The organism is Anabaena sp. UHCC 0399, from assembly GCF_034931465.1.
GTDB classification, from domain to species: domain Bacteria; phylum Cyanobacteriota; class Cyanobacteriia; order Cyanobacteriales; family Nostocaceae; genus Trichormus; species Trichormus minutissimus.
The window spans coordinates 20,566-40,883 of sequence record NZ_JAYGGZ010000025.1 but is presented as its reverse complement, the minus strand read 5'-3'; the positions used below and the strand labels follow the sequence as shown (position 1 = coordinate 40,883).

General features: G+C 41.1%; 14 protein-coding genes and 1 pseudogene. 4 read left to right on the top strand and 11 right to left on the bottom strand.

Annotated features, from left to right (window positions below; all coding sequences use genetic code 11):
• Positions 1-160: 160 nt before the first annotated feature.
• Both VB693_RS14940 and VB693_RS14935 read left to right on the top strand, forming a co-directional pair.
• On the top strand, positions 161-2,146 hold the full coding sequence (locus VB693_RS14940) for an amylo-alpha-1,6-glucosidase (RefSeq protein WP_323266949.1): 1,986 nt from the start codon (positions 161-163) through the stop codon (positions 2,144-2,146).
• A gap of 156 nt (positions 2,147-2,302) precedes the next feature.
• Complete coding sequence (locus VB693_RS14935; protein ID WP_323266994.1) at positions 2,303-5,023, top strand: MGH1-like glycoside hydrolase domain-containing protein; 2,721 nt, start codon at positions 2,303-2,305, stop codon at positions 5,021-5,023.
• Positions 5,024-5,304: 281 nt separating this feature from the next.
• On the opposite strand, the gene VB693_RS14930 is transcribed toward VB693_RS14935, so the two are convergent.
• Positions 5,305-5,799 carry a DUF2808 domain-containing protein gene (locus VB693_RS14930; protein WP_323266948.1) on the bottom strand — a complete coding sequence of 165 codons (495 nt, stop codon included), beginning with the start codon at positions 5,797-5,799 and terminating at the stop codon, positions 5,305-5,307.
• Between the two features lie 204 nt (positions 5,800-6,003).
• Here VB693_RS14930 and VB693_RS14925 point away from each other — a divergent pair.
• Positions 6,004-6,108, top strand: a pseudogene (locus tag VB693_RS14925) (winged helix-turn-helix domain-containing protein); the annotation flags it as partial.
• 2 nt (positions 6,109-6,110) lie between these two features.
• Here the strand turns inward: VB693_RS14925 and VB693_RS14920 are convergent.
• The 7 genes from VB693_RS14920 to VB693_RS14890 form a co-directional block, all read right to left on the bottom strand.
• Entirely contained in the window at positions 6,111-6,794 is a 684-nt protein-coding gene (locus tag VB693_RS14920; RefSeq protein WP_323266947.1) for a peroxiredoxin-like family protein, read from the bottom strand.
• A gap of 210 nt (positions 6,795-7,004) precedes the next feature.
• Positions 7,005-8,561, bottom strand: a complete 1,557-nt coding sequence (locus VB693_RS14915) for a GMC family oxidoreductase (RefSeq protein WP_323266946.1) — start codon at positions 8,559-8,561, stop codon at positions 7,005-7,007.
• 57 nt (positions 8,562-8,618) lie between these two features.
• A complete protein-coding gene (locus VB693_RS14910; protein WP_323266945.1) occupies positions 8,619-9,134 on the bottom strand; it encodes a DoxX protein in 516 nt (171 codons plus the stop codon).
• A gap of 66 nt (positions 9,135-9,200) precedes the next feature.
• Entirely contained in the window at positions 9,201-10,616 is a 1,416-nt protein-coding gene (locus VB693_RS14905) for an NAD(P)/FAD-dependent oxidoreductase (RefSeq protein ID WP_323266944.1), read from the bottom strand.
• Positions 10,617-10,757: 141 nt separating this feature from the next.
• Positions 10,758-12,989 carry a CHASE2 domain-containing serine/threonine-protein kinase gene (locus VB693_RS14900; protein ID WP_323266943.1) on the bottom strand — a complete coding sequence of 744 codons (2,232 nt, stop codon included), beginning with the start codon at positions 12,987-12,989 and terminating at the stop codon, positions 10,758-10,760.
• Between the two features lie 145 nt (positions 12,990-13,134).
• A complete protein-coding gene (locus VB693_RS14895; protein ID WP_323266942.1) occupies positions 13,135-13,401 on the bottom strand; it encodes a hypothetical protein in 267 nt (88 codons plus the stop codon).
• A gap of 123 nt (positions 13,402-13,524) precedes the next feature.
• The gene (locus tag VB693_RS14890; protein WP_323266941.1) at positions 13,525-14,700 is read right to left on the bottom strand and encodes an anhydro-N-acetylmuramic acid kinase; all 1,176 of its coding nucleotides are present in this window, start codon (positions 14,698-14,700) and stop codon (positions 13,525-13,527) included.
• Positions 14,701-15,207: 507 nt separating this feature from the next.
• On the opposite strand from VB693_RS14890, the gene VB693_RS14885 reads away from it, so the two are divergent.
• Positions 15,208-15,987, top strand: coding sequence for a PEP-CTERM sorting domain-containing protein (locus VB693_RS14885; protein ID WP_323266940.1), 780 nt, complete (start codon positions 15,208-15,210; stop codon positions 15,985-15,987).
• A 194-nt stretch (positions 15,988-16,181) separates the two neighbouring features.
• Here the strand turns inward: VB693_RS14885 and VB693_RS14880 are convergent, their stop codons facing one another.
• From VB693_RS14880 to kdpB, 3 genes are all read right to left on the bottom strand, one after another.
• Entirely contained in the window at positions 16,182-17,267 is a 1,086-nt protein-coding gene (locus VB693_RS14880) for a sensor protein KdpD (RefSeq protein WP_323266939.1), read from the bottom strand.
• Positions 17,268-17,348: 81 nt separating this feature from the next.
• Complete coding sequence (gene kdpC / locus VB693_RS14875) at positions 17,349-17,951, bottom strand: K(+)-transporting ATPase subunit C (RefSeq protein ID WP_323266938.1); 603 nt, start codon at positions 17,949-17,951, stop codon at positions 17,349-17,351.
• Positions 17,952-18,138: 187 nt separating this feature from the next.
• Positions 18,139-20,223 (bottom strand): potassium-transporting ATPase subunit KdpB, encoded by a 2,085-nt coding sequence (gene kdpB / locus VB693_RS14870; protein ID WP_323266937.1) that lies wholly within the window; start codon positions 20,221-20,223, stop codon positions 18,139-18,141.
• Positions 20,224-20,318: the final 95 nt, after the last annotated feature.

Genomic DNA, 20,318 nt, shown 5'->3' with positions numbered 1-20,318 from the left:
TTAATAGGGTAGTTATTTAAGCAAAATTAGCGATCGCCTATCCTGAATCCTAATTCGCTCAGTATAATTAATTCTCATTAAGTCTTAATTTCACTCTCAGCACACAATAGAATTCATCACTCATAATCCATATATTGATCGCCAGCAAGAGTGTTGATTTATGTGTATGGAATTTGGGCGGGAAATTTGCGGTAATCTCGACACAGCCGAATCAAGGGAATGGTTAGTTACCAATGGGATTGGTGGTTATGCTTCTGGGACAGTAGCAGGTTTACTTACCCGTCGCTATCACGGTTTATTGGTAGCAGCTTTGCAACCGCCTTTAGGTCGTACTTTACTGCTAGCAAAACTAGATGAAACTGTTCTGTATGATACTCGCTCTTATCCCTTAAATACTAATCGCTGGGCTGATGCTATTGTTAGTCCCCACGGTTATCGACATATTGAGCGGTTTGCTTTAGAAGGTACAATCCCCGTATGGCGGTTTGCTGTGGCTGATGCTTTGTTAGAAAAACGGGTGTGGATGCAGCAAGGTGCTAATACAACCTACGTTCAATATACTTTGTCTTGCGCTACCCAACCGCTTCAGCTAACACTCAAAGCAATGATTAACTACCGTGATTATCACGGCGATACCCAGAGTAATAACTGGCAAATGTCTCTAGAAACAGTTGAAAAGGGAATTTGTATTACTGCTTATCCCAGTGCTACACCTTTCTATCTCCTCAGTGACTTTGGTAGTGTGTCTCCTGTCCACAATTGGTATTATGGCTTTGATTTGGCAGTTGAACGCTATCGCGGACTGAGTGATAAAGAAGACCACCTCCACGCCGCTACTATAGAAGTGACACTCAATCCTGGAGAATCTTTTACTTTTGTCGCCAGCACAGAAAAACAACCAGATTTGCAGGGAGAAACCGCGCTAAAGTTGCGCCGCACTCAAGAACAGAAATTAATAGAAATTGCTAAAGCTCATCAACCTCTCGATAGTCAAGAATTACCAGCTTGGATTAACCATCTAATATTAGTTGCTGACCAGTTTATTGTAGATCGTCCATTACCAGAAGAACCCAACGGCAAAACCATTATTGCTGGTTATCACTGGTTTAGTGACTGGGGACGAGACACCATGATTAGTCTACCAGGCTTGACAATTGCCACTGGTCGCCCAGAGGTAGCACGCTCAATTCTCCGCACCTTTGCCAAATATATAAATCAGGGAATGTTACCTAATCGCTTTCCTGATGCGGGGGAGCAACCAGAATACAATACAGTTGATGCTACGTTGTGGTACTTTGAAGCAGCCCGCGCTTACTACAGTGCTACAAGTGATGATCATTTGCTGGGTGAACTCTTTCCGGTGTTAGCGGATATTATTAATTGGCATTGTCGCGGTACACGCTACAACATTCATTTAGATCCCGCCGATGGTTTACTTTATGCAGGGGTTGTAGGTGTGCAATTAACTTGGATGGATGCCAAAGTGGGAGACTGGGTAGTGACACCCCGAATCGGTAAACCCATTGAAGTCAACGCACTTTGGTATAATGCTTTACGGACTATGGCGAAATTTGCCCGACAGCTTGGTAAACCACATCAAGAATATCAGGCAATGGCAGATAGGGTGTTAGCAAGATTTTCTCGATTTTGGCATGATGGGCTAGGTTACTGTTATGACGTGATAGATAGTCCTGATGGGGATGATTCATCGTTGCGTCCTAACCAAATTTTTGCAGTGTCTTTACCAGAAAGTCCTCTCACCCCTGCTCAACAGATGTCTGTGGTAGAAACTTGTGGGCGAATGCTGTTAACTTCGCATGGATTGCGTTCGCTCTCTCCTGATCATCCAAAATATCAGGGAAGATATGGAGGGAATCAGTATCAACGAGATGGAGCTTATCACCAAGGAACTGTTTGGGGTTGGTTAATAGGTGCTTTTGTTCAAGCTCATCTACGCGTTTACAACAATCCTCAGCAGGCGCGTCAATTTCTCGAACCAATGGCAAATCATCTTACTGCACATGGTATTGGTAGTCTCAGCGAAATTTTTGATGGTGATGCGCCGATGACTCCACGGGGATGTATTGCCCAAGCGTGGACTGTTGCAGAGGTTTTGCGTGCTTGGTTAGCAATTGAGAGTCTTTAAACGCGGAGTGTTAGAAAAATTAACATTAGTTTTTCCTGAGTTTCTTCTAGATTTTTACTTACTAATCTTTCTCGTGAATTTAATTAAAACTTCAGCTACACCTAGGGGAAAAACGGGATACTCCAGATAGCAAATAAATAAAAGTACAATGCTATGATGGCAAATCTAACCCAAGAAGAAATTAGATTACAAGAGGCTTTGCATCACGTAGCTCATTGGCGCAGATGGGGGCCTTATTTGAGCGATCGCCAGTGGGGAACGGTGCGCGAAGATTACAGTTCTCATGGGACTGCTTGGGATTATTTCACCCATGATCAAGCTCGTTCACGCGCTTACCGTTGGGGTGAAGATGGAATTTTTGGCATTTCTGATAATCATCAACGTCTTTGTTTTGCGATCGCTCTATGGAATGGTGAAGATGCTATCCTCAAAGAACGTTTTTTCGGGCTGACGGGGAATGAAGGTAATCACGGCGAAGATGTTAAGGAATGTTACTTCTATTTAGATAGTACCCCGACTCATTCTTACATGAAGGCGTTGTATAAATATCCTCAAACAGCCTTTCCGTACTCCCAATTAGTTGCAGAGAATCAAAACCGCGATCGTCAAAAACCAGAATTTGAATTGTTAGATACAGGTGTATTTGATGATGACAAATACTTTGATGTGTTTGTCGAATATGCCAAAAATACTGCTGAAGATATTTTGATTCAAATCAAGGTCATTAACCGAGGAACAGAAGCTAAGATGCTCAATGTATTACCTACTTTCTGGTTTCGCAATACTTGGTCTTGGAATGGAGACAAAAATAAACCTGTTTTACAAGAAGTCATATCAGGTGATGGTTTTCAGACTATAGCAGCGTTACATGAAACTTTAGGTAAAAGATGGTTATATTGTCAGCAAGCCACAGAAGTTTTATTTACAGAAAATGAAACTAACTATCAGCGATTGTTTGGTTATTCTCATGGGTCTACTTATGTTAAAGATGGGATTAATGACTATATTATCAATGGTCAGAAATCCGCAGTTAATTCTGATAAAGTTGGTACGAAAGCGGCTGCTAATTATGTGATAACAGTTAACCCAGGTGAAACTAAAATTATCAAATTGCGACTTTGTAATTTAGGAAATTTAATTGAACCATTTGGGCAAGAGTTTGATCAAATTTTTAGTCAACGCCAGCAAGAAGCTGATGAATTTTATCAACGCATTACGCCATTTAATCTTAGTGAAGATATGCGGAATGTGCAGCGTCAAGCCTTTGCAGGGATGTTGTGGAGTAAGCAATTTTACCATTATATTGTTGAGGATTGGTTGAAAGGCGATCGCCACAATCCACCGCCACCACCAGAACGCCGCAATGGTAGAAACAAAGAATGGTTTCATCTCTATAATGAAGATATTCTTTCTATGCCAGACAAGTGGGAATATCCCTGGTTTGCAGCTTGGGATTTAGCATTTCACACCATTCCTTTGGCCATGATTGACCCAGATTTTGCCAAGTACCAATTAGATGTTTTAACGCGAGAATGGTATATGCACCCCAATGGGCAAATTCCCGCCTATGAATGGGCTTTTGGTGATGTAAATCCCCCTGTTCATGCTTGGGCAACTTGGCAGATTTATAAGATTGAGCAGAAAATTTATGGTAGAGCAGATAGACAGTTTTTAGAACGAGTATTTCAAAAGCTAATGCTCAATTTTACGTGGTGGGTAAATCGCAAAGATGCTGAGGGTAATAATGTTTTCCAAGGGGGATTTTTAGGATTAGATAATATTGGTGTATTTGACAGGAGTGCAGCTTTACCTACAGGCGGACACATTAACCAATCTGATGGTACAAGTTGGATGGGAATGTATTGTTTAAATATGCTAGCGATCGCGCTAGAATTAGCCAAGACTAATCCAGTTTATGAAGATATTGCCACTAAATTCTTTGAGCATTTTCTGTACATAGCTGATGCCATGAATAAAATTGGTGAAATGGAAGCCAGTTTGTGGAATGAGTCAGATGGTTTTTACTATGATGTGCTGCATTTACCCGAAAGGCAGATTACTTTAAAAGTGCGGTCAATGGTAGGATTAATTCCTCTATTTGCGATTGAAATAATTGAACCAGACACTTTAAAAATGCTTCCTGGTTTTAAAAAGCGGTTAGAATGGTTTATCCAAAATCGCCCTGACTTGCGGCAAAATGTAGCTTGTATGGAAACCAAAGGTATAGGTGCGACAAGATTACTAGCAATTGTTTCCAGAGATAAGCTGAGAAGTATTTTGCAAAAAATGCTAGATGAAAGTGAGTTTTTCAGTCCCTATGGTATTCGCGCTTTATCTCGCTTCCATGCTGAACATCCCTACACTTTTAATGTAAACGGGAATCAATTTCGTGTAGATTATGAACCTGCTGAATCTAGTAGTGGTTTATTCGGGGGTAATTCTAACTGGCGTGGGCCGATTTGGTTTCCAGTCAATTATTTACTGATAGAATCACTGCAAAAATTTTATTACTACTTGGGGGATCATTTTAAAGTAGAATGTCCTACTGGTTCTGGTCAAATGATGACACTTTGGGAAGTTGCAATAGAATTATCTCAAAGATTAACTCGCATTTTCTTAAAAAATTCTGCTGGTGAACGTCCTGTTTATGGTGGTACACAAAAGTTTCAAACAGACCCCAATTGGCGAGATTTGATTTTATTCTATGAATATTTTCATGGTGATAATGGAGCAGGTATTGGTGCGAGTCATCAAACAGGATGGACAGGGTTAGTTGCTAAATTAATTCAAGAATTTGGTGAGTATGAGGTGCAGAATCAAGAAACAGAAATTGAGCAGGATGAAAATAAGTTACAGGGTACAGTTTATGGGTTATAGGGGTAATCCTATTTCACATAAATGCTGCTGTACATAGGTTTTTTGTGGGGGTTTAGTATTGCTAAATCTTCACTTATATATTTGTACCTTTACTAAACTAAAATTTTATAATAAAAATATAAAATAAAAAGTTAACTTGAGAAGTAATATTAATGAGAAATTATAAGAATAATTGCGACAGACAAATATTTTTAGATCATATCCCCGATTTATTAAAGAAGTCAGGGATATAAATATTACATAATATCTGTTGCAAAAACATCTTCTACAACAGCAACACTCTAGCTTTTATCAGGTAAATCGACTCTAGCTGTACCAATGGGAATTTCTCCCCGCAAACCTACTCTCTTAGCTGTTACGCCATAAAGCAGAATTCTGCTAATGGAAGTTCTGGCTTGTACATTTGTAAATTGCACTTCCAAAGAATTTCCAGGAGTTATAGGTTGATCAAAGGTAATTGATAAACGTTCCTTAGTAACTTCTGTTTTAGCTGCAATATCTCTCCCAGATTTATCTTTAATTTTTATGCCATTAAATCGTTCCATTTGACTGGGTAAATAAATATTGATGTTTTCTAAAGACATTCCTACTACTGCAACTCTAATAAAGTGAGAATTATTTATAACGCCAGAGCTAGTAATATGAGGGACGTTTACTTGTAAGGCAACTTGTTGGGGTGATGATGATATATTGTCATAATTTATAGGTATAGCCATAGCTGTAGAACCTGTAGCTAGTAAAAGAACTGACAAACACCCGCCAATTAAATTTTTCATGATGTAATCCTCGCTCGTTTTTGGTTGTAAATTTGATATGAATTCGTAACCGATAATTAATAGATTGCTTCATGAACATGAGTTCATACTGATTAAGAAATTAAAATATTATGAGATTTTAGTGTTATAAACTAATAAATTTTTTTCTAACCTAATTAAAATAAAACTCCTGATGGCTAAGGATTTACATATTCCTCATTAAAAGCGATAGAAGTTTATATTCATTATTTGCGGCTCAAGTTGAAAGAAAACAACAAGAAACGCTTAGTGCATACAGTGCGTGGTGTGGTTTATGCACTCCGGGAGTAATCTTAATCAGATTTGTTAAACATAGAAATATTTCGCAGAATACTCACAATTTCAATTGGATCTAACCGCTTAGTATAATCTGGATCAACAAAAGCATACACGACTTTTCCCCCTTGAGAAACTACAAATGTAGCTGGAATTGGTAGTTCAAAAGATTCATCTCCATTGTATTTAGGTAAGACATGGCCTTGCTCTTGAAATACTGGTCTTAAATACTCCGGGATTTGAAATACAATCCCAAACTGACGCGCGACATCATTGCGGCGATCGCTCAATACTTCATACGTTATTTCCTGTTTTACTACAGTTAATGTGGTATAGTGGGGGGTCTGAGGTGAAATAGCAATTAGTGCTGCTCCTAATGTCTGGATTGCTGGTAATGCTTGCTGGAGTGCTTCTAGTTCCAAGCTACACAAAGGACACCAATGACCTCGAAAAAAGGAAATAACGACAGCACCACTAGCTAGTAGATTTTGTAATTCTATTGGTTGACCGAAAGCATTAGGTAGAATAAAGTTAGGAACAATATCACCTACTTTTAAACTTTGCTTAACAATACCTGATAAAATTAATTCATTAATAGATTTAACAATTAATGAATGTGCATGACTAGAAATGATTCCATTTTGTAAATGAATACGACAAATTTCATTGAGAGATGCTGCTAAATTTATAGTAATTTTCATAACTGTTCATTTATGCCTGTATCTACCTTTTTAGTATGTGATAGAGAAATATTGTTGTAGTAAAAATACTGAAAAGTAATCAAATATAATTTTATGAAAAAATTAACCCTTTTGACTGCTGACGGTTAACAGTCAACAGTCAATAATCAGACTGTGTAATTTCAAGACTTAACAGATGGTCACTGACAATTCTGGATATTTTTATGCACATTAACCCATACGTTCAATTAAATGCTCACCTACTCTTAAAGCATTAGCAATTATTGTCAAAGTTGGGTTAACAGCAGCACTGGAACGAAAGAAACTACCATCGACAATATATAAATTATCGATGTCATGGGTGCGGCAATTAATATCTAAGACAGAAGTTTGAGCATCTTCACCAAAACGACAAGTACCGCACTGATGCGCGACACCTTGCAATGGTAGTTTTTTGCGGAAATAGAAAGAGGCAGGAATAATTCTTTCACCACAACCAATTTTCTTCAATACCTGTGTCCAACGATTGACTAGACGATTGTAGGCTTCGGTGTTGTTTTCGGTGTAGTGCAACTGAATAGAATCATCCCGGAGTGTGACGCGATTATGGGGATCAGGCAAATCTTCCGCAGTTAACCACCAGTCTACCGAGTGATTAGCGATCGCCTCAAATGTATGTCTTTCCCTAAACGATAATCCCAAAATTGATGGTGATTCTTGGGCAATCATATCTGCATTTACTTTACCTAGTAACTGCACATGACCCATTGGATAATCAAAATCTTCATCACCCCAGTAAAAATCATTGATGGCTAAGGTTTTTTGAAATGTAGTCAAATTTGATTTTGAACTCACCCCAATCATCGCTCCGTTCTGATGCTTCATGAAGTTCCTTCCCACCTGATCAGAACTATTTGCCAAACCATTGGGATGTTGCTCGTTTGCTGAACGCAACAATAAAGCAGCTGAATTAATCGCCCCACAAGAAACGACTACAATATCACTAGAAAAGAAATAAATTTCTCCATCAATTTCAACTTCTACCGCCGTAATTTCTCGTCCAGAAACACTTGTATGTAGACGTTGTACTCTAGCTTCAGTCATCAGAGTGACATGATCATACTGTTCTGCTGGACGCACACAATTCACATCTGCATCAGCTTTTGCATCTACCAAGCAAGGAAAACCATCACAAGTATCGCAACGAATACAAGCACTCAAATGACGATTTACTTCATTGAGTTTAATCGCCAGTGGGAGATAAAACGGATGATAACCTTCATCCTTGAGTGAGTCATGAAGCTCTTGAATACGCTGTTCGTGACGAATAGCCGGATAGGGATAATCTTCTATTGCAGCAGGTTCAGTGGGATCTAAACCCCGCTTACCATGTACTTCGTAAAGTTTCTCAGCTTCAGTATAGTAAGGTGCAAAATCACGGTATTTCAGTGGCCATTCCGGCGAAATTCCCCCTTTATGAATTACCTGCTCAAAATCTTGTTCCCGCCACCGAAACAGCGCACCACCATAAACTTTAGTATTACCACCGACAAAATAACCCGTACCAGGATAAATAGAATTTCCCTTGTGGTCATACCAAACTTCATGAGTGTGATAACGGTCTTTCTGTACTACTTCCACCGTATCCCAGTTAGCTTTTTCACGAGGTAAAAAAGCACCACGTTCCAGAATTAAAATCCGCTTCCCAGTGGGAGCAAGCTTATAAGCCAGCGTTCCACCACCCGCACCAGTCCCAATAATAATTAAATCGTAGTGTGCAGTAGTCATAACATCTTCTCCAGAGTTTAGTTGACAGTAATACTTTCTATATTTCCGTGTGATGTTTTACATATCATCAACCGATGGAGTAAGACTATAATCAGCCGATGCTTGAGCGCGACGACGGCTCATTTTCTGTTCGTAAGCATCATAAGCAATGCACATCCAAATCAAAGTCATAAATAGGATGTTCTTGTTAAAACTTTCTGCGCCATTGGGAAACAAAGTACCGGCGGGAATAATACCGAATGCCAAAATGATGCTAAAGGTCATGAGTATTAGCAATAACCCTGTCCACCGCACCCAATAGTTAAGCGCAAACAATGCACCCAACACAATTTCGGCTAAAGGTAGTAACCAACCGTAGGGAATAGCGATTAACCAAGGTAAAGGGCCTATACCTTCCCATCCTGGTGGAATTCCCGGGCCAATAATTTGTAGTTTTTGAGTTAGGACTGTTTGGTAGAAACCGTTAGGAACACTGAAATTTAAGTAATTGGCAATACCGGAGATGAGAAAGAAAACGCCCATTGTGACGCGATTGACGATGAAAGCTGTGCGGAGGTTGAGTAGGTATTTCATGGTTAAATTCCAAAAAATCAAAATTTTTTCACGCAGAGACGCAGAGACGCAGAGAGATGAGAGTATTTATCGAGAAGGGGGTGTAAGGTGATTTAGTAATGTTGGTATGCCTGACCAACTGAGGTTTTGTTGAAATTGGGTAGGTTGAGCAGCACGCCAAACGAGAGGGGTAGCTAAAATTAGTGCCGCCGCAGTAGTGGCAATTCCAGCCAGAAACGGGGTTTGTCCGAGTTGCATATGGGTGATGGAGCGATCGCGCTGAAATAATTCTTCGGTCAACCATTCGGTGGTGACTTTGCGATTATGGGTAGAGTTGGGTAAGAGTTGTAGATATGTTGCTTCGCGAATCAAATGACCGGCTTGTCCTTTGATTTGGACTTTGTTGAATAAGTTCGCCACACTTTCATTGAGTCCCAGTTTCATCAAAGTCCCGCGCATTTGGATTTCTACAGGAATACTGGGTCTACCTTCCCTCATCCGCTTGAGATTTTGCGCGATCGCAATTCCTTGTTGATAGGCGACTTGGGCTGTAGGTGGTTGGGGATTGTCGCTATCTGCGGCACAATCTCCCGCCGCCAACACTTCGGGGAAATCTGGAAGTTGTAAAGTTGGTGTCACCAGTAGCCGTCCTCGGTTGTTGGGGACAGGTAACTCCATCAATAAAGGATGGGGAGCAGTTCCAGCCGTCCAAGCGATCGTGCCGGCTGGTAAAACCTTTGTTTGCTCGTTTTGTTTGTACTCTACGCCGTTGGTTGTAATTTGGGTGACAGCCGCATCAAATAAAAAATCTACAGGAATCACCCGATTTTTTAGCGCACGTTGGGCTGTGCAACGTAAATGGCTATTAACATCACCTTTAAGAATTTCTCGGCTACGGTTGACTAAGACTACCCGAACTTCGCTAGCATCACCGCCCAATTCGTCGTACCAAATGGGTAATAAATCGGCTAAGGTACAAGCCAGTTCAATCCCAGCTGGCCCTGCTCCAATAATGGCAATAGTCAGCAGTAAGCGACGGCGAGCTATGTCTTGAGTTTGGATGGCTTGATGTAGTCTGTGGCGCAAGTGTTTGCGGAGTGCGATCGCCTGTTCCCCAGATGTCAACGGCATCGCACATTCTGCCGCACCCGGAGTATTAAAGTAGGTGGTTTTGCTCCCCAGTGCTAACACTAAGTTACTATAGTTAAAATTTCTACCAGAAGCTAACCTAACTTGCTGTCGGTGTAGATCAATAGATAGAAGTGTATCCTGTACAAAGTTGACATTACTACCAGCTAAAAGTTCTCTGTATCGGGGATAAACTTGCTCGCTGTGGAGTTCGCCGCTTAACAGTTCATATAATAAGGGTTTGAAACTGAAGCGATCGCGCTGTTCAATTAAAATAATCGGATGGGAGTAATTTTGCTGGCTTAAGTGTAAAGCTGTGAACAGCCCAGCGAAGCCACCACCCAGGATGACTGCGGGATGAGACGCTTGCTGCATAGGTGTATAAGTTGCTTTAGTAGACTGCTTTTAGTATTACGGTACTTAGTAAGTCTTAAGTGATGCAGTCTTAAAGCTTGGCTGAAAATTTCCAGGGAATTTGCAAGATAGTTTTCACCACTTTCTCAGCAATAATTCAGATTATGAATATATTAAATCAGCAATTTGCTTCAAATCTTGCAATACAGCATTAGCTGATTGATAGCGATCGCTAAAATGATAGCGCACCATCTTATCTAAAATTTCTGCTAATTCTGCACTGACTTCTGCGGATTCTCTCCACATCACATTACCTGTTTCAGGATCTGGTTGGAGTTCTTGGGGTGATATCCCCGTTAATGCTTGAATCCCCATCATACCGAGAGCATAAATATCACTAGCTAAACGGGGATGACCAGCAAATTGCTCTGGCGGTGCATATCCCCGCGTCCCGATGGCAACCGTAGCTAATTCTGTTTCTTCGCTGCTTACTGGCTGCATTAATTTCACTGCACCAAAATCAATTAATACTAATCGATTATCTTTAGCAGACCTAATAATATTTGTTGGTTTAATATCTCGATGAATTACCCGATGCTCATGTATAAATGCCAAAACTTCTAAAACTTCTTTGAGCATGGCAATCACAAAAGCTTCACTCTTAATATTTTCTGTAGGGGGTAATTCCTCATTTAATGTATGTCCAGGAATGTATTCTTCTATCAAATAAAATTCTTCACCTATTTCAAAATAAGCAAACAGTGTGGGAATTTGTTGATGTTTACCCAACACTTCTAAAATCTCTGCTTCAGTATTAAATAACCTGCGAGCAACTTGTAAAAATTTGGTATCTCGGCGGGCGGGCATTAACTGTTTCACGACACAACTAGGGTTTCCTGGTCTTTGGGTATCTTGGGCTAAATAAGTGCGACCAAATCCCCCCGATGCAATCACTGAAATAATTTGATAACGATCACTTAATAAGAAGTCGCCAGTATTTTTTTCTGGGGTGACACTAGCTGAATCTTTGTGAGAATGTAGGTCATGAAGTGCTGTAGTAGCTGTAGTTACTTGAGTTTCTTGTAAGAGCATATTTAACTGCTCAATTGCTGCTTGTTGTTGTTCCACTTGCAGCAGTATGACCTTGGTTTGCTGCTGTGTTCTATAGGTTGTGTAGCTCATGACACTCACGCTACTCATAACTAAAGCTAAAACTGGAGGAATCAGGGGAAGCCATCCAGCTTGGAGAAACAAACCAGCACATATCCCTACCAAACTAACTAAGGCTGTACCTCCCACTCCTACCAATAACAAAGGATGTCGCAGTCGCCATCCCAACACGCTCCCCACTAATGACCAACTCCCAAGCCAAATTAGTTCTACCCAGTTAGGCCAATACCAAATTAGGGGTCGTTCATCCAAGACTGTGCTGAGGAGTTGACTGGCTATCTGGGTGTGGATAAAAACCGCAGGTGTTCTAGTTGGTTGCTTAGATGAGGCAGTGTAGGGTGTATATAACCCAGGATGAACACTGGCGGCTGTTGTACCAATAATTACTAGTTTATCTTTGACCCAATTGGGGTTAACTTGATTGTTCAGAACTTGAGTGAGAGTAACTGTTTGAGCCAAGTTGTTGGGATGGCGGTAATTTAGGAGGATTTGATAACCACGCGCATTGATATCTTGGTAACTACCGGAATTAGCTGAGAGAATGGGGAAGATAGTTTTGCCGAGATGGAAATTCTGGGGTTCAATAAAATCGACATTAATATCAGCTTGTTCGAGATAGTTAATTGCTGCTAAAGCAGCAAATGAAAATTGTGTAGCACAATTTTTGTCTGTTGGCTCAGAAAATAATAAAGCACGGCGAATAATTTGGTCTTCCTGACTGTCAGGAATTAAATCGTTATAACCAATATTCTCAGGTGGTAAATTGGCTGGGGCTGGAATTTCCGACCTATCCATACTGCTAAACAAGCAAGTGCCAATAATATTGTGAGGATTTTCTAAACCATTGGCTAAATTGTTTTGCGTCGGGCGGTAAATATTTAAAGCAATGACACGGGGTTGATGAGATTCTAATTTGACTAAGAGTTTGTTAATAGTGGCATCTGACAGAGGCCATTTTTCTTGGGCTAAATCTTCTTCGGTAATTGTTACTACTAATATGCGTGGATCTGGTGGTTCTACAGGACGCGATCGCAACATCTGATCATAGGCTTTCAACTCCCAAGACTGCAACCATTTCAATTCCCGACTGACCCAAACTAAAGTCGTAACCCCTAGAGTAGTCACCAAAATTATTTGCCACCAGTGCTGATTAAAACTGGTGTCACGGTAACTTTTATCTTTGATGAACGCACTTTTGAGTCTGTTTAATATTCCACTAATCACGGCGTTGGGAAAGTAGCCTGAATTGGGGTGAGCGTAAAGTCACATAAGCTAACTGTATTTAATTTAGCAAGTTACTGGCTAAGAGCAACGATGATCAGCCCCGCCTTTCCTGCGGAACTGCGATCGCTGTTTTTCTACCCCAGCTTCAAACTATCTCCTCCTGTTGAGCATCTACAACTTGATTAGCTGGTGTTAGAGGGATTGCATCAGTAGATGGAGCAAAGGACTTTATCTGAGACTGTTCACTTCCATCACTAAAATAAGATCCAATAATCTTTTCATAGTTAGAAGCAACCGCTAAGAAAGCACCACCCAAAATATAGATAGGTAATGGTAGAGACAATCCTTTTAACCAGTCAAACAGTTCTGCTAAAGCAAATAATACCAAAAAGCAAGCCAACCAAACCCTCATATCTCCGTCCCCTCTTTCTCAGTAACTATATATATAGGGTAAACAGCTTGCATAATACATGATGTCCATTTCACCCACAATTTTAGAGGCAGCAAGCAGAAGAGACAAGGGGATGGAAGCATTTCAGCTATGAACTTCTCCTAACAAGACTTCGCAGGGTGCGCCTGTTGCAGCAGGTAAGTTTCCAGGGAGATGCAATTGTCGCCAGTAGGCTAAAACAGCAAAGGCGATCGCTTCTTTAAAATTGGCATTTAAACCTACGTCATCAGTGGTTAAAACTGGTATTTCTCCCAATAATAACTGCAAACGTTGTTGCAAATAAAGATTCCGACTACCGCCGCCACATAAAAAGACGCGGTTGGGCATTTCTGGTAAAAAGGTGTGGTAACTGTGCGCAATGGAAGCCGCAGTTAGTTCTGTTAATGTTGCCAGCATATCAGCTGGAGTTAGTTGATATGGTGCAGCATCTTGAAAACACTGATGCAGGTAATCTACACCAAATAACTCCCGACCTGTAGATTTTGGTGGGTGTAGATGAAAATATTCGTGAGATAACCATTGTTCCACCAAGGGATCGCAGGGATTACCGCTAGCTGCCCATTTACCCCCGTCATCGTAGGTTTTAGCACCATCCGTTAATTGCTGCACTGCTAAATCTAGCAAACTATTTCCTGGGCCCGTATCCCAACCACGAATTTTATTTAACCAGTCGTCACGACGGGGCGGGATATATGCCACATTTCCAATACCGCCGACGTTTTGAATGCAACGTCCTTCTTGGGGGTGACTGAGTAAAAACGCATCTACTCTGGGTACAAGGGGCGCACCGTGACCACCAATAGCAATATCAGCTACGCGAAAGTTGCTAACAGTCGTAATTCCCGTCAGGTGGGCAATCAAATCACCACGACCCAATTGTAAGCTGTAACCAAGAGACAGTTTTCCTGCTCCCTTACTTTCAGGCGGTCGATGATATACAGTTTGACCATGAGAACCAATCAAAGTAGCTGGCTGGTGGTTTGTTTGAATATTCTGGGCAGCTTGGGCAAAACTTTTGGCGATCGCATCATCTAATTCTGCTAATTCTGCCATTGACATAGCTACACCAGCACAAACCGCCAAGATTTTTTCTCGCAGTTCCCCAGGGTAAGGATAGGTTTCTCCGGCTATTAACTCAACTTGCAGATCCAAATCTGTACCGGAAATTTCTACCAAAGCGGCATCTATACCATCTACAGATGTACCACTGATTAAACCAATCACGCGGGTAGGGGCAGTAGTTTGTCCAGTCTGGTGCATAAACAAAGGCTCTTATAAAAATATAAAAAGTAAAAGGCAAAAGATAAAATACCTGCGCTGTAGGCTTTTTACTGATTTTGAATAGTATTTTATTCCTGCTTTCCGCCATCGTGTAGTAGTTTAGTTGATGCCATTGCCCATGTCAAAAAATAGTTGCTTCAATTGCTGTCATTATTCAGCTTTGAAGGATGTTCAACACTCCTGAGTAGTTTCCATCTATCAATAGCTTTAGTTTTCATCTGTTCTTTAACTTCAAGGCTAGCTAAAAGACAATACTTTAAGGACTAATAGTGATTTCATGGGAAGTTTACACTTGTTCCACAAAACCAATATTACCCATATATTTCTTATGTAATTATACTATATTTTCATTTAAAACAGATACAAAATATCACGGTTTTACACATTGAATCTATTATTCCAAATCTAGTAATTACATCCTAGTTTCTATTACGAATTAGTTACACAATTTACTTATACAAACAACCTTCAAGGCAACTCGAAAATATGTTTATCAAAAAAATTGCTTGTGCTGCTGCTCTTTCTGCATCTGCGATCGCTCCTCTTGCCTACGCTGGTTCTGCCCATGCTATTAGCTTGACCTACACTGCTGGGGCTTACCGCACACCAGGCGTAACTAATCAAGGTGCTTTCTCTGAAAATGTTAATAATAGCAACTTTACAACTATTGATTTTAATGGTGTAACAGACCAAACATTTAAAGGTAACGATCTAGTAAAATACACCTTTTCTGGAGGTGGCTATGCTACAAGTCCTGGAAGCACAGGTATTTTTAATGATCAATGGGCGCCTGCTGGTGTTCAGGGAGAGATAAATCAGAGCAAATATTTAGCAGTTTTTCAAAATAGCTCTGTAAGTATCACAGCCAAGAATGGTGGCGTTTTCAACTATTTTGGTCTTGATGCAGGTGCTTTAAGCACTGGCAATACTTTTGAATTACTCAAGGGAGGAGTCACAGTTGCTAAATGGGACTACAACCAGTTGAACAATATTGCGACGGTTGTGGGCATAAACATGAATGACCAAAAGAATGGCTTCTTTGAGTTTTTCTCTGACAGCGCACTAGACAACTTTGACGAAATTAGACTTTCCCAAGTTGGAGGCGGTGGATTTGAAAGTGACAACCACACATTTCACCTTGGTACTGGTAAGTTTAATCCTAACCCCCAATCTACACCTGAACCTGGCGCAATCTTAGGGATGCTAGCTGTGGGTGGTATGGTGCTACAACAACGCCGCAAACAAAAGTTACAAAATGCTAAGTAGTCTTAATTGAAACTACGAGAGATTAGCCAAATTGAGCATAGATTATATTGCTTGTAAACTTGGCTAGGACTGAGACATTATTTAACTAAAAATACTCATGATTATCTCTCCACGATACTTTTAAGTGTCTGGAGATAATTTTTATTTATATCACATCAGAACCCTGGTTTCTCGGCTCTCACGAATGATGTAGATTATTTAGATATTTTCTCACTAGCAATGATGTGTAAATCGATATTTTTGAGTAAGCGCACTAATTTTTGAGTTAAAGACCCTTTGAGGAGAATTTGCCAACGCGATCGCTGACTTTCACCGATGACGATTTGAGTTATATGGTGTTTCTCTGTGACTTGGGCGATCGCATTGGCTACGTTACTATTAGTCACACGCATAAAAGTGCCTGCAAATTCTCTACACAACTTTTCGCAGGTATCGATATGTAAGCTTTCCTCTTTGGTGAGAAAGCGGTCTGGATCGGCTACAAATAAAACATATAAAGGTGCATTCATGTAACCGGCTAGTCTAGCTCCCCGACGTAATAATTGTACTGAGTTGGGATAAGTCGATACACACACCAAGACTCGCTCATGAATATTACAGAATTGTCCGTTGGGAGTAGTAGCGATCGCATCTTCTTCTACATTGTCGGCTACTTCGCGTAAAGCCAACTCCCGCAGGGCAATTAAATTTCGCCGTTGAAAAAAGTTATTGAGTGATTGTTGAATTTTGGCTGGCTCATAAATTTTGCCTTCCAATAACCGTTCCTGTAAAGTTTCTGGCGTGACATCTACTACTACAATTTCATCTGCTGCTTCTAGGATGCGATCGGGTACACGTTCTCTAACTACTACACCAGTAATTCGTGCTACTACATCATTGAGGCTTTCTAAGTGTTGTACATTCATGGTGGAGTAGACATCAATACCTGCTGCCAAGATGACTTCTACATCTTCGTAACGTTTGGCGCGTGGTGAACCGGGGACATTAGTATGGGCGAGTTCATCAATTAAGGCTAGCTGAGGCGATCGCTTTAAAATAGCATCAGTATTCATTTCTGTGAGTGTCAAATCTCCCCGCACAATTTGCTGGCGCGGTATAATCTCTAGCCCCTCTGCTTTATCTGCTGTCTCTTTCCGTCCGTGGGTTTCCAAAAGCGCGATCGCTACATCAATACCTTCCTGCTTAAGTGCTTGGGCTTCTTCTAGCATTCGGTAAGTTTTACCCACTCCGGGGGCCATACCTATAAAGATTTTGTGTTTGCCCTTACGTGCTGCATACATAAATAATTTGTAATGGGCTGTACCCCGCTACGCTAATGTAATTCGTAATTCTAAATTTATGGGTGAGCTGCAAGGAAAAAACTACGAGCGATTTTGACGATTAATGTCTTGAAGATCAAGAGCATAATTTAACCTCAAAACATTGACTCCGGGTTCACCAAAAATACCTAAAAATCTGCCATCAGTATATTTATTAATTAGAGGTAGAATTTCATTTTCTTTCACATCACGGGCGCGGGCAACTCTTTCTAACTGTTGTCTAGCGGCATTGACGGAAATATGGGGATCTAATCCAGAGCCAGAAGTGTAGATTAATTCAGCCCAAGGTTGAACATTTTCATCTCGTAGTTGATTAGCTGTTTCGATGATTCTGTTGATTAATTCTGGATTGCCAGGAGCAAGATTGCTAGCACCAGATATACCAATGGGTCTGGCTTTTCGACCTTGAGAGTATCTGACTGTACTAGGACGACCATGAAAATATTTATCTGAGATAAAGACCTGACCAATTAAGGCTGAACCTATTGGTTGAGCCTCTATACTTTGCATGATACTACCATTAGCTTGAGAGGGAAATAAACCTTGACCAATTACTAAAATTCCCAGGGGATAAATGATTGCTGTGATTAACCACAGTACCAGGGTAATACGAATTGCTCTGATAATTTCTCGAATAAACGACATATAAAATTTTCCAGCTATTTTGATTTATTGGGAAGAATTACAAGGCTTTAGCCACCAGGTTTATCATCTTTCACTAATGATTTAAACTGGTTAAAGCTATTAATTTCTTTTTTCATACTTTCTAACTCTATAACCGCCCAAAGAAATAAAAATTTTTTATGACTTCTGACTTTTGCGTTTTACCTTGTTAGGCCAGTCCCATCAAGGTAATTAGCATATCTATCAATTTAATGGCAATGAATGGTGCAATCACTCCGCCTAAGCCATAAATCAAGATGTTGCGTTGTAGCAATTCGTTAGCTGTAAGAGGTCTAAACTTGACACCTTTTAAGGCTAAGGGAATTAAAGCGGGAATGATCAAGGCGTTGTAAATCAATGCTGATAGTATCGCCGAGTTGGTACTGGTCAAATTCATAATATTGAGACTTCGCAGATTAGCCCCCATAAAGATAACTGGGAGAATTGCAAAATATTTAGCAATATCATTAGCAATGGAAAAGGTTGTCAACGCTCCCCGTGTAATTAGCAGTTGTTTACCAATGCTGACAATATCAATTAATTTAGTGGGATCGGAGTCCAAATCTACCATGTTGGCGGCTTCTTTGGCAGCTTGCGTACCCGTATTCATAGCTACACCAACATTAGCTTGAGCGAGGGCTGGCGCGTCGTTAGTCCCATCTCCTGTCATGGCTACGAGTTTGCCTTGGGCTTGTTCCCGTTGAATCACACTGATTTTGTCTTCTGGTGTGGCTTCGGCGATGAATTCATCAACGCCTGCTTCTTGGGCAATCACAGATGCAGTAATGTGGTTATCACCTGTGAGCATGATGGTACGTACACCCATGCGGCGTAATTGCTCAAAGCGATCGCGGATGCCTGGTTTAACAATATCTTTAAGATAGACAACGCCATAGATTTCATGATCTAAGCACACAGCCAAAGGTGTACCTCCCTGTTGGGATACTTTTTCGTAAGCAGTATCTAATTCGGGTGTACTTTGACCATTCCGAGAACGGACAAATCCTTTAATTGCTCCTACTGCTCCTTTCCGTGCTTCCCTTCCCCCTGGTAAATTAGTTCCACTCATGCGGGTTTTAGCAGAAAATTCGACTCCTTGGGCTTGGTTGAAGTCGAAATCAAATCTTGCCCCTAACTTTTCGGCGAGGCGGGTAATGGATTTACCTTCAGGGGTGTCATCAAAGACACTAGCAACCCAAGCGACACTTGCAATCTCCTCCATTGCATGACCGTTAATGGGGATAAACTCTTCCGCCAAGCGATTCCCTAGGGTAATTGTGCCGGTTTTATCGAGAACTAGGGTGTTAATATCACCGCAGGCTTCTACTGCCCTACCTGATGTGGCAATGACGTTAAATTGAGCAACTCTATCCATACCAGCGATGCCGATGGCACTGAGTAAGCCGCCGATGGTGGTGGGGATTAAAGCTACTAGTAAGGCGACTAAAATGGAGACGCTGACGGGACTATCGGCATAGAAAGCAAAGGCTGGTAAGGTAACGACAACCAACAGAAACACCAAGCTCAAAACCGCTAATAATACCGTCAGGGCGATTTCATTGGGGGTTTTGATGCGTTCTGCCCCTTCAACGAGGGCAATCATCCGGTCAATAAAGCCTTTACCGGGATCGGCGGTGACGCGGATAATTAATTCATCGGAGAGGATGCGTGTACCACCAGTCACAGAACTAGCGATATCTGAGCCTGATTCTTTCAGAACTGGTGCAGATTCCCCAGTGATGGCTGATTCATCCACTGAAGCCACACCCATAATTACTTCCCCATCGGCGGGAATGGTATCTCCAGCGACTAGATAAATGGTGTCGCCTTGTCTGAGACTAGGGGAAGGAACTTCCGAGATTGTGCCATCGGGGGAGAGTTTTCTTGCTAGGGTTTCTGATTTAGTGGAACGTAAAGTATCGGCTTGGGCTTTACCTCTTCCTTCTGCTAAGGCTTCAGCGAAGTTAGCAAACCAAACGGTGAAGAATAACAGCCCTGTTAAAATGCCGTTGAACAGTTGGGGGTTTTGCTGTTGGGTTGTGCCAAATAGATTGGGATTGATGGTGACGGCTAAGGTGATGAGTGTCCCCATCCACACCAAAAACATCACGGGGTTTCTGATGGCAGATTTGGGGTTGAGCTTGATAAAAGCATCCCAGATGGCTCTGAGGTAAATGTTTCTAGTCTTGATTCGGCCTTTTTTGCGGGCTTGACGGCGAGATTTAGTTTTAGCGGTAGATGCAACTGGATTCATATTCTGGGGATTGGGGATAAATCAAGTCAAAAGTCATAGACGCGAAAGCGGCTACTCTACGAGAACGCTAAAAGCGAACCCGGAGGGTAAGTCAA

Coding starts and splice junctions, on each gene's coding strand:
- VB693_RS14940 (WP_323266949.1), top strand. CDS start 161: ATGTGTATGGAATTTGGGCGGGAAATTTGCGGTAATCTCGACACAGCC.
- VB693_RS14935 (WP_323266994.1), top strand. CDS start 2,303: ATGGCAAATCTAACCCAAGAAGAAATTAGATTACAAGAGGCTTTGCAT.
- VB693_RS14930 (WP_323266948.1), bottom strand. CDS start 5,799: ATGAAAAATTTAATTGGCGGGTGTTTGTCAGTTCTTTTACTAGCTACA.
- VB693_RS14920 (WP_323266947.1), bottom strand. CDS start 6,794: ATGAAAATTACTATAAATTTAGCAGCATCTCTCAATGAAATTTGTCGT.
- VB693_RS14915 (WP_323266946.1), bottom strand. CDS start 8,561: ATGACTACTGCACACTACGATTTAATTATTATTGGGACTGGTGCGGGT.
- VB693_RS14910 (WP_323266945.1), bottom strand. CDS start 9,134: ATGAAATACCTACTCAACCTCCGCACAGCTTTCATCGTCAATCGCGTC.
- VB693_RS14905 (WP_323266944.1), bottom strand. CDS start 10,616: ATGCAGCAAGCGTCTCATCCCGCAGTCATCCTGGGTGGTGGCTTCGCT.
- VB693_RS14895 (WP_323266942.1), bottom strand. CDS start 13,401: ATGAGGGTTTGGTTGGCTTGCTTTTTGGTATTATTTGCTTTAGCAGAA.
- VB693_RS14890 (WP_323266941.1), bottom strand. CDS start 14,700: ATGCACCAGACTGGACAAACTACTGCCCCTACCCGCGTGATTGGTTTA.
- VB693_RS14885 (WP_323266940.1), top strand. CDS start 15,208: ATGTTTATCAAAAAAATTGCTTGTGCTGCTGCTCTTTCTGCATCTGCG.
- VB693_RS14880 (WP_323266939.1), bottom strand. CDS start 17,267: ATGTATGCAGCACGTAAGGGCAAACACAAAATCTTTATAGGTATGGCC.
- kdpC (WP_323266938.1), bottom strand. CDS start 17,951: ATGTCGTTTATTCGAGAAATTATCAGAGCAATTCGTATTACCCTGGTA.
- kdpB (WP_323266937.1), bottom strand. CDS start 20,223: ATGAATCCAGTTGCATCTACCGCTAAAACTAAATCTCGCCGTCAAGCC.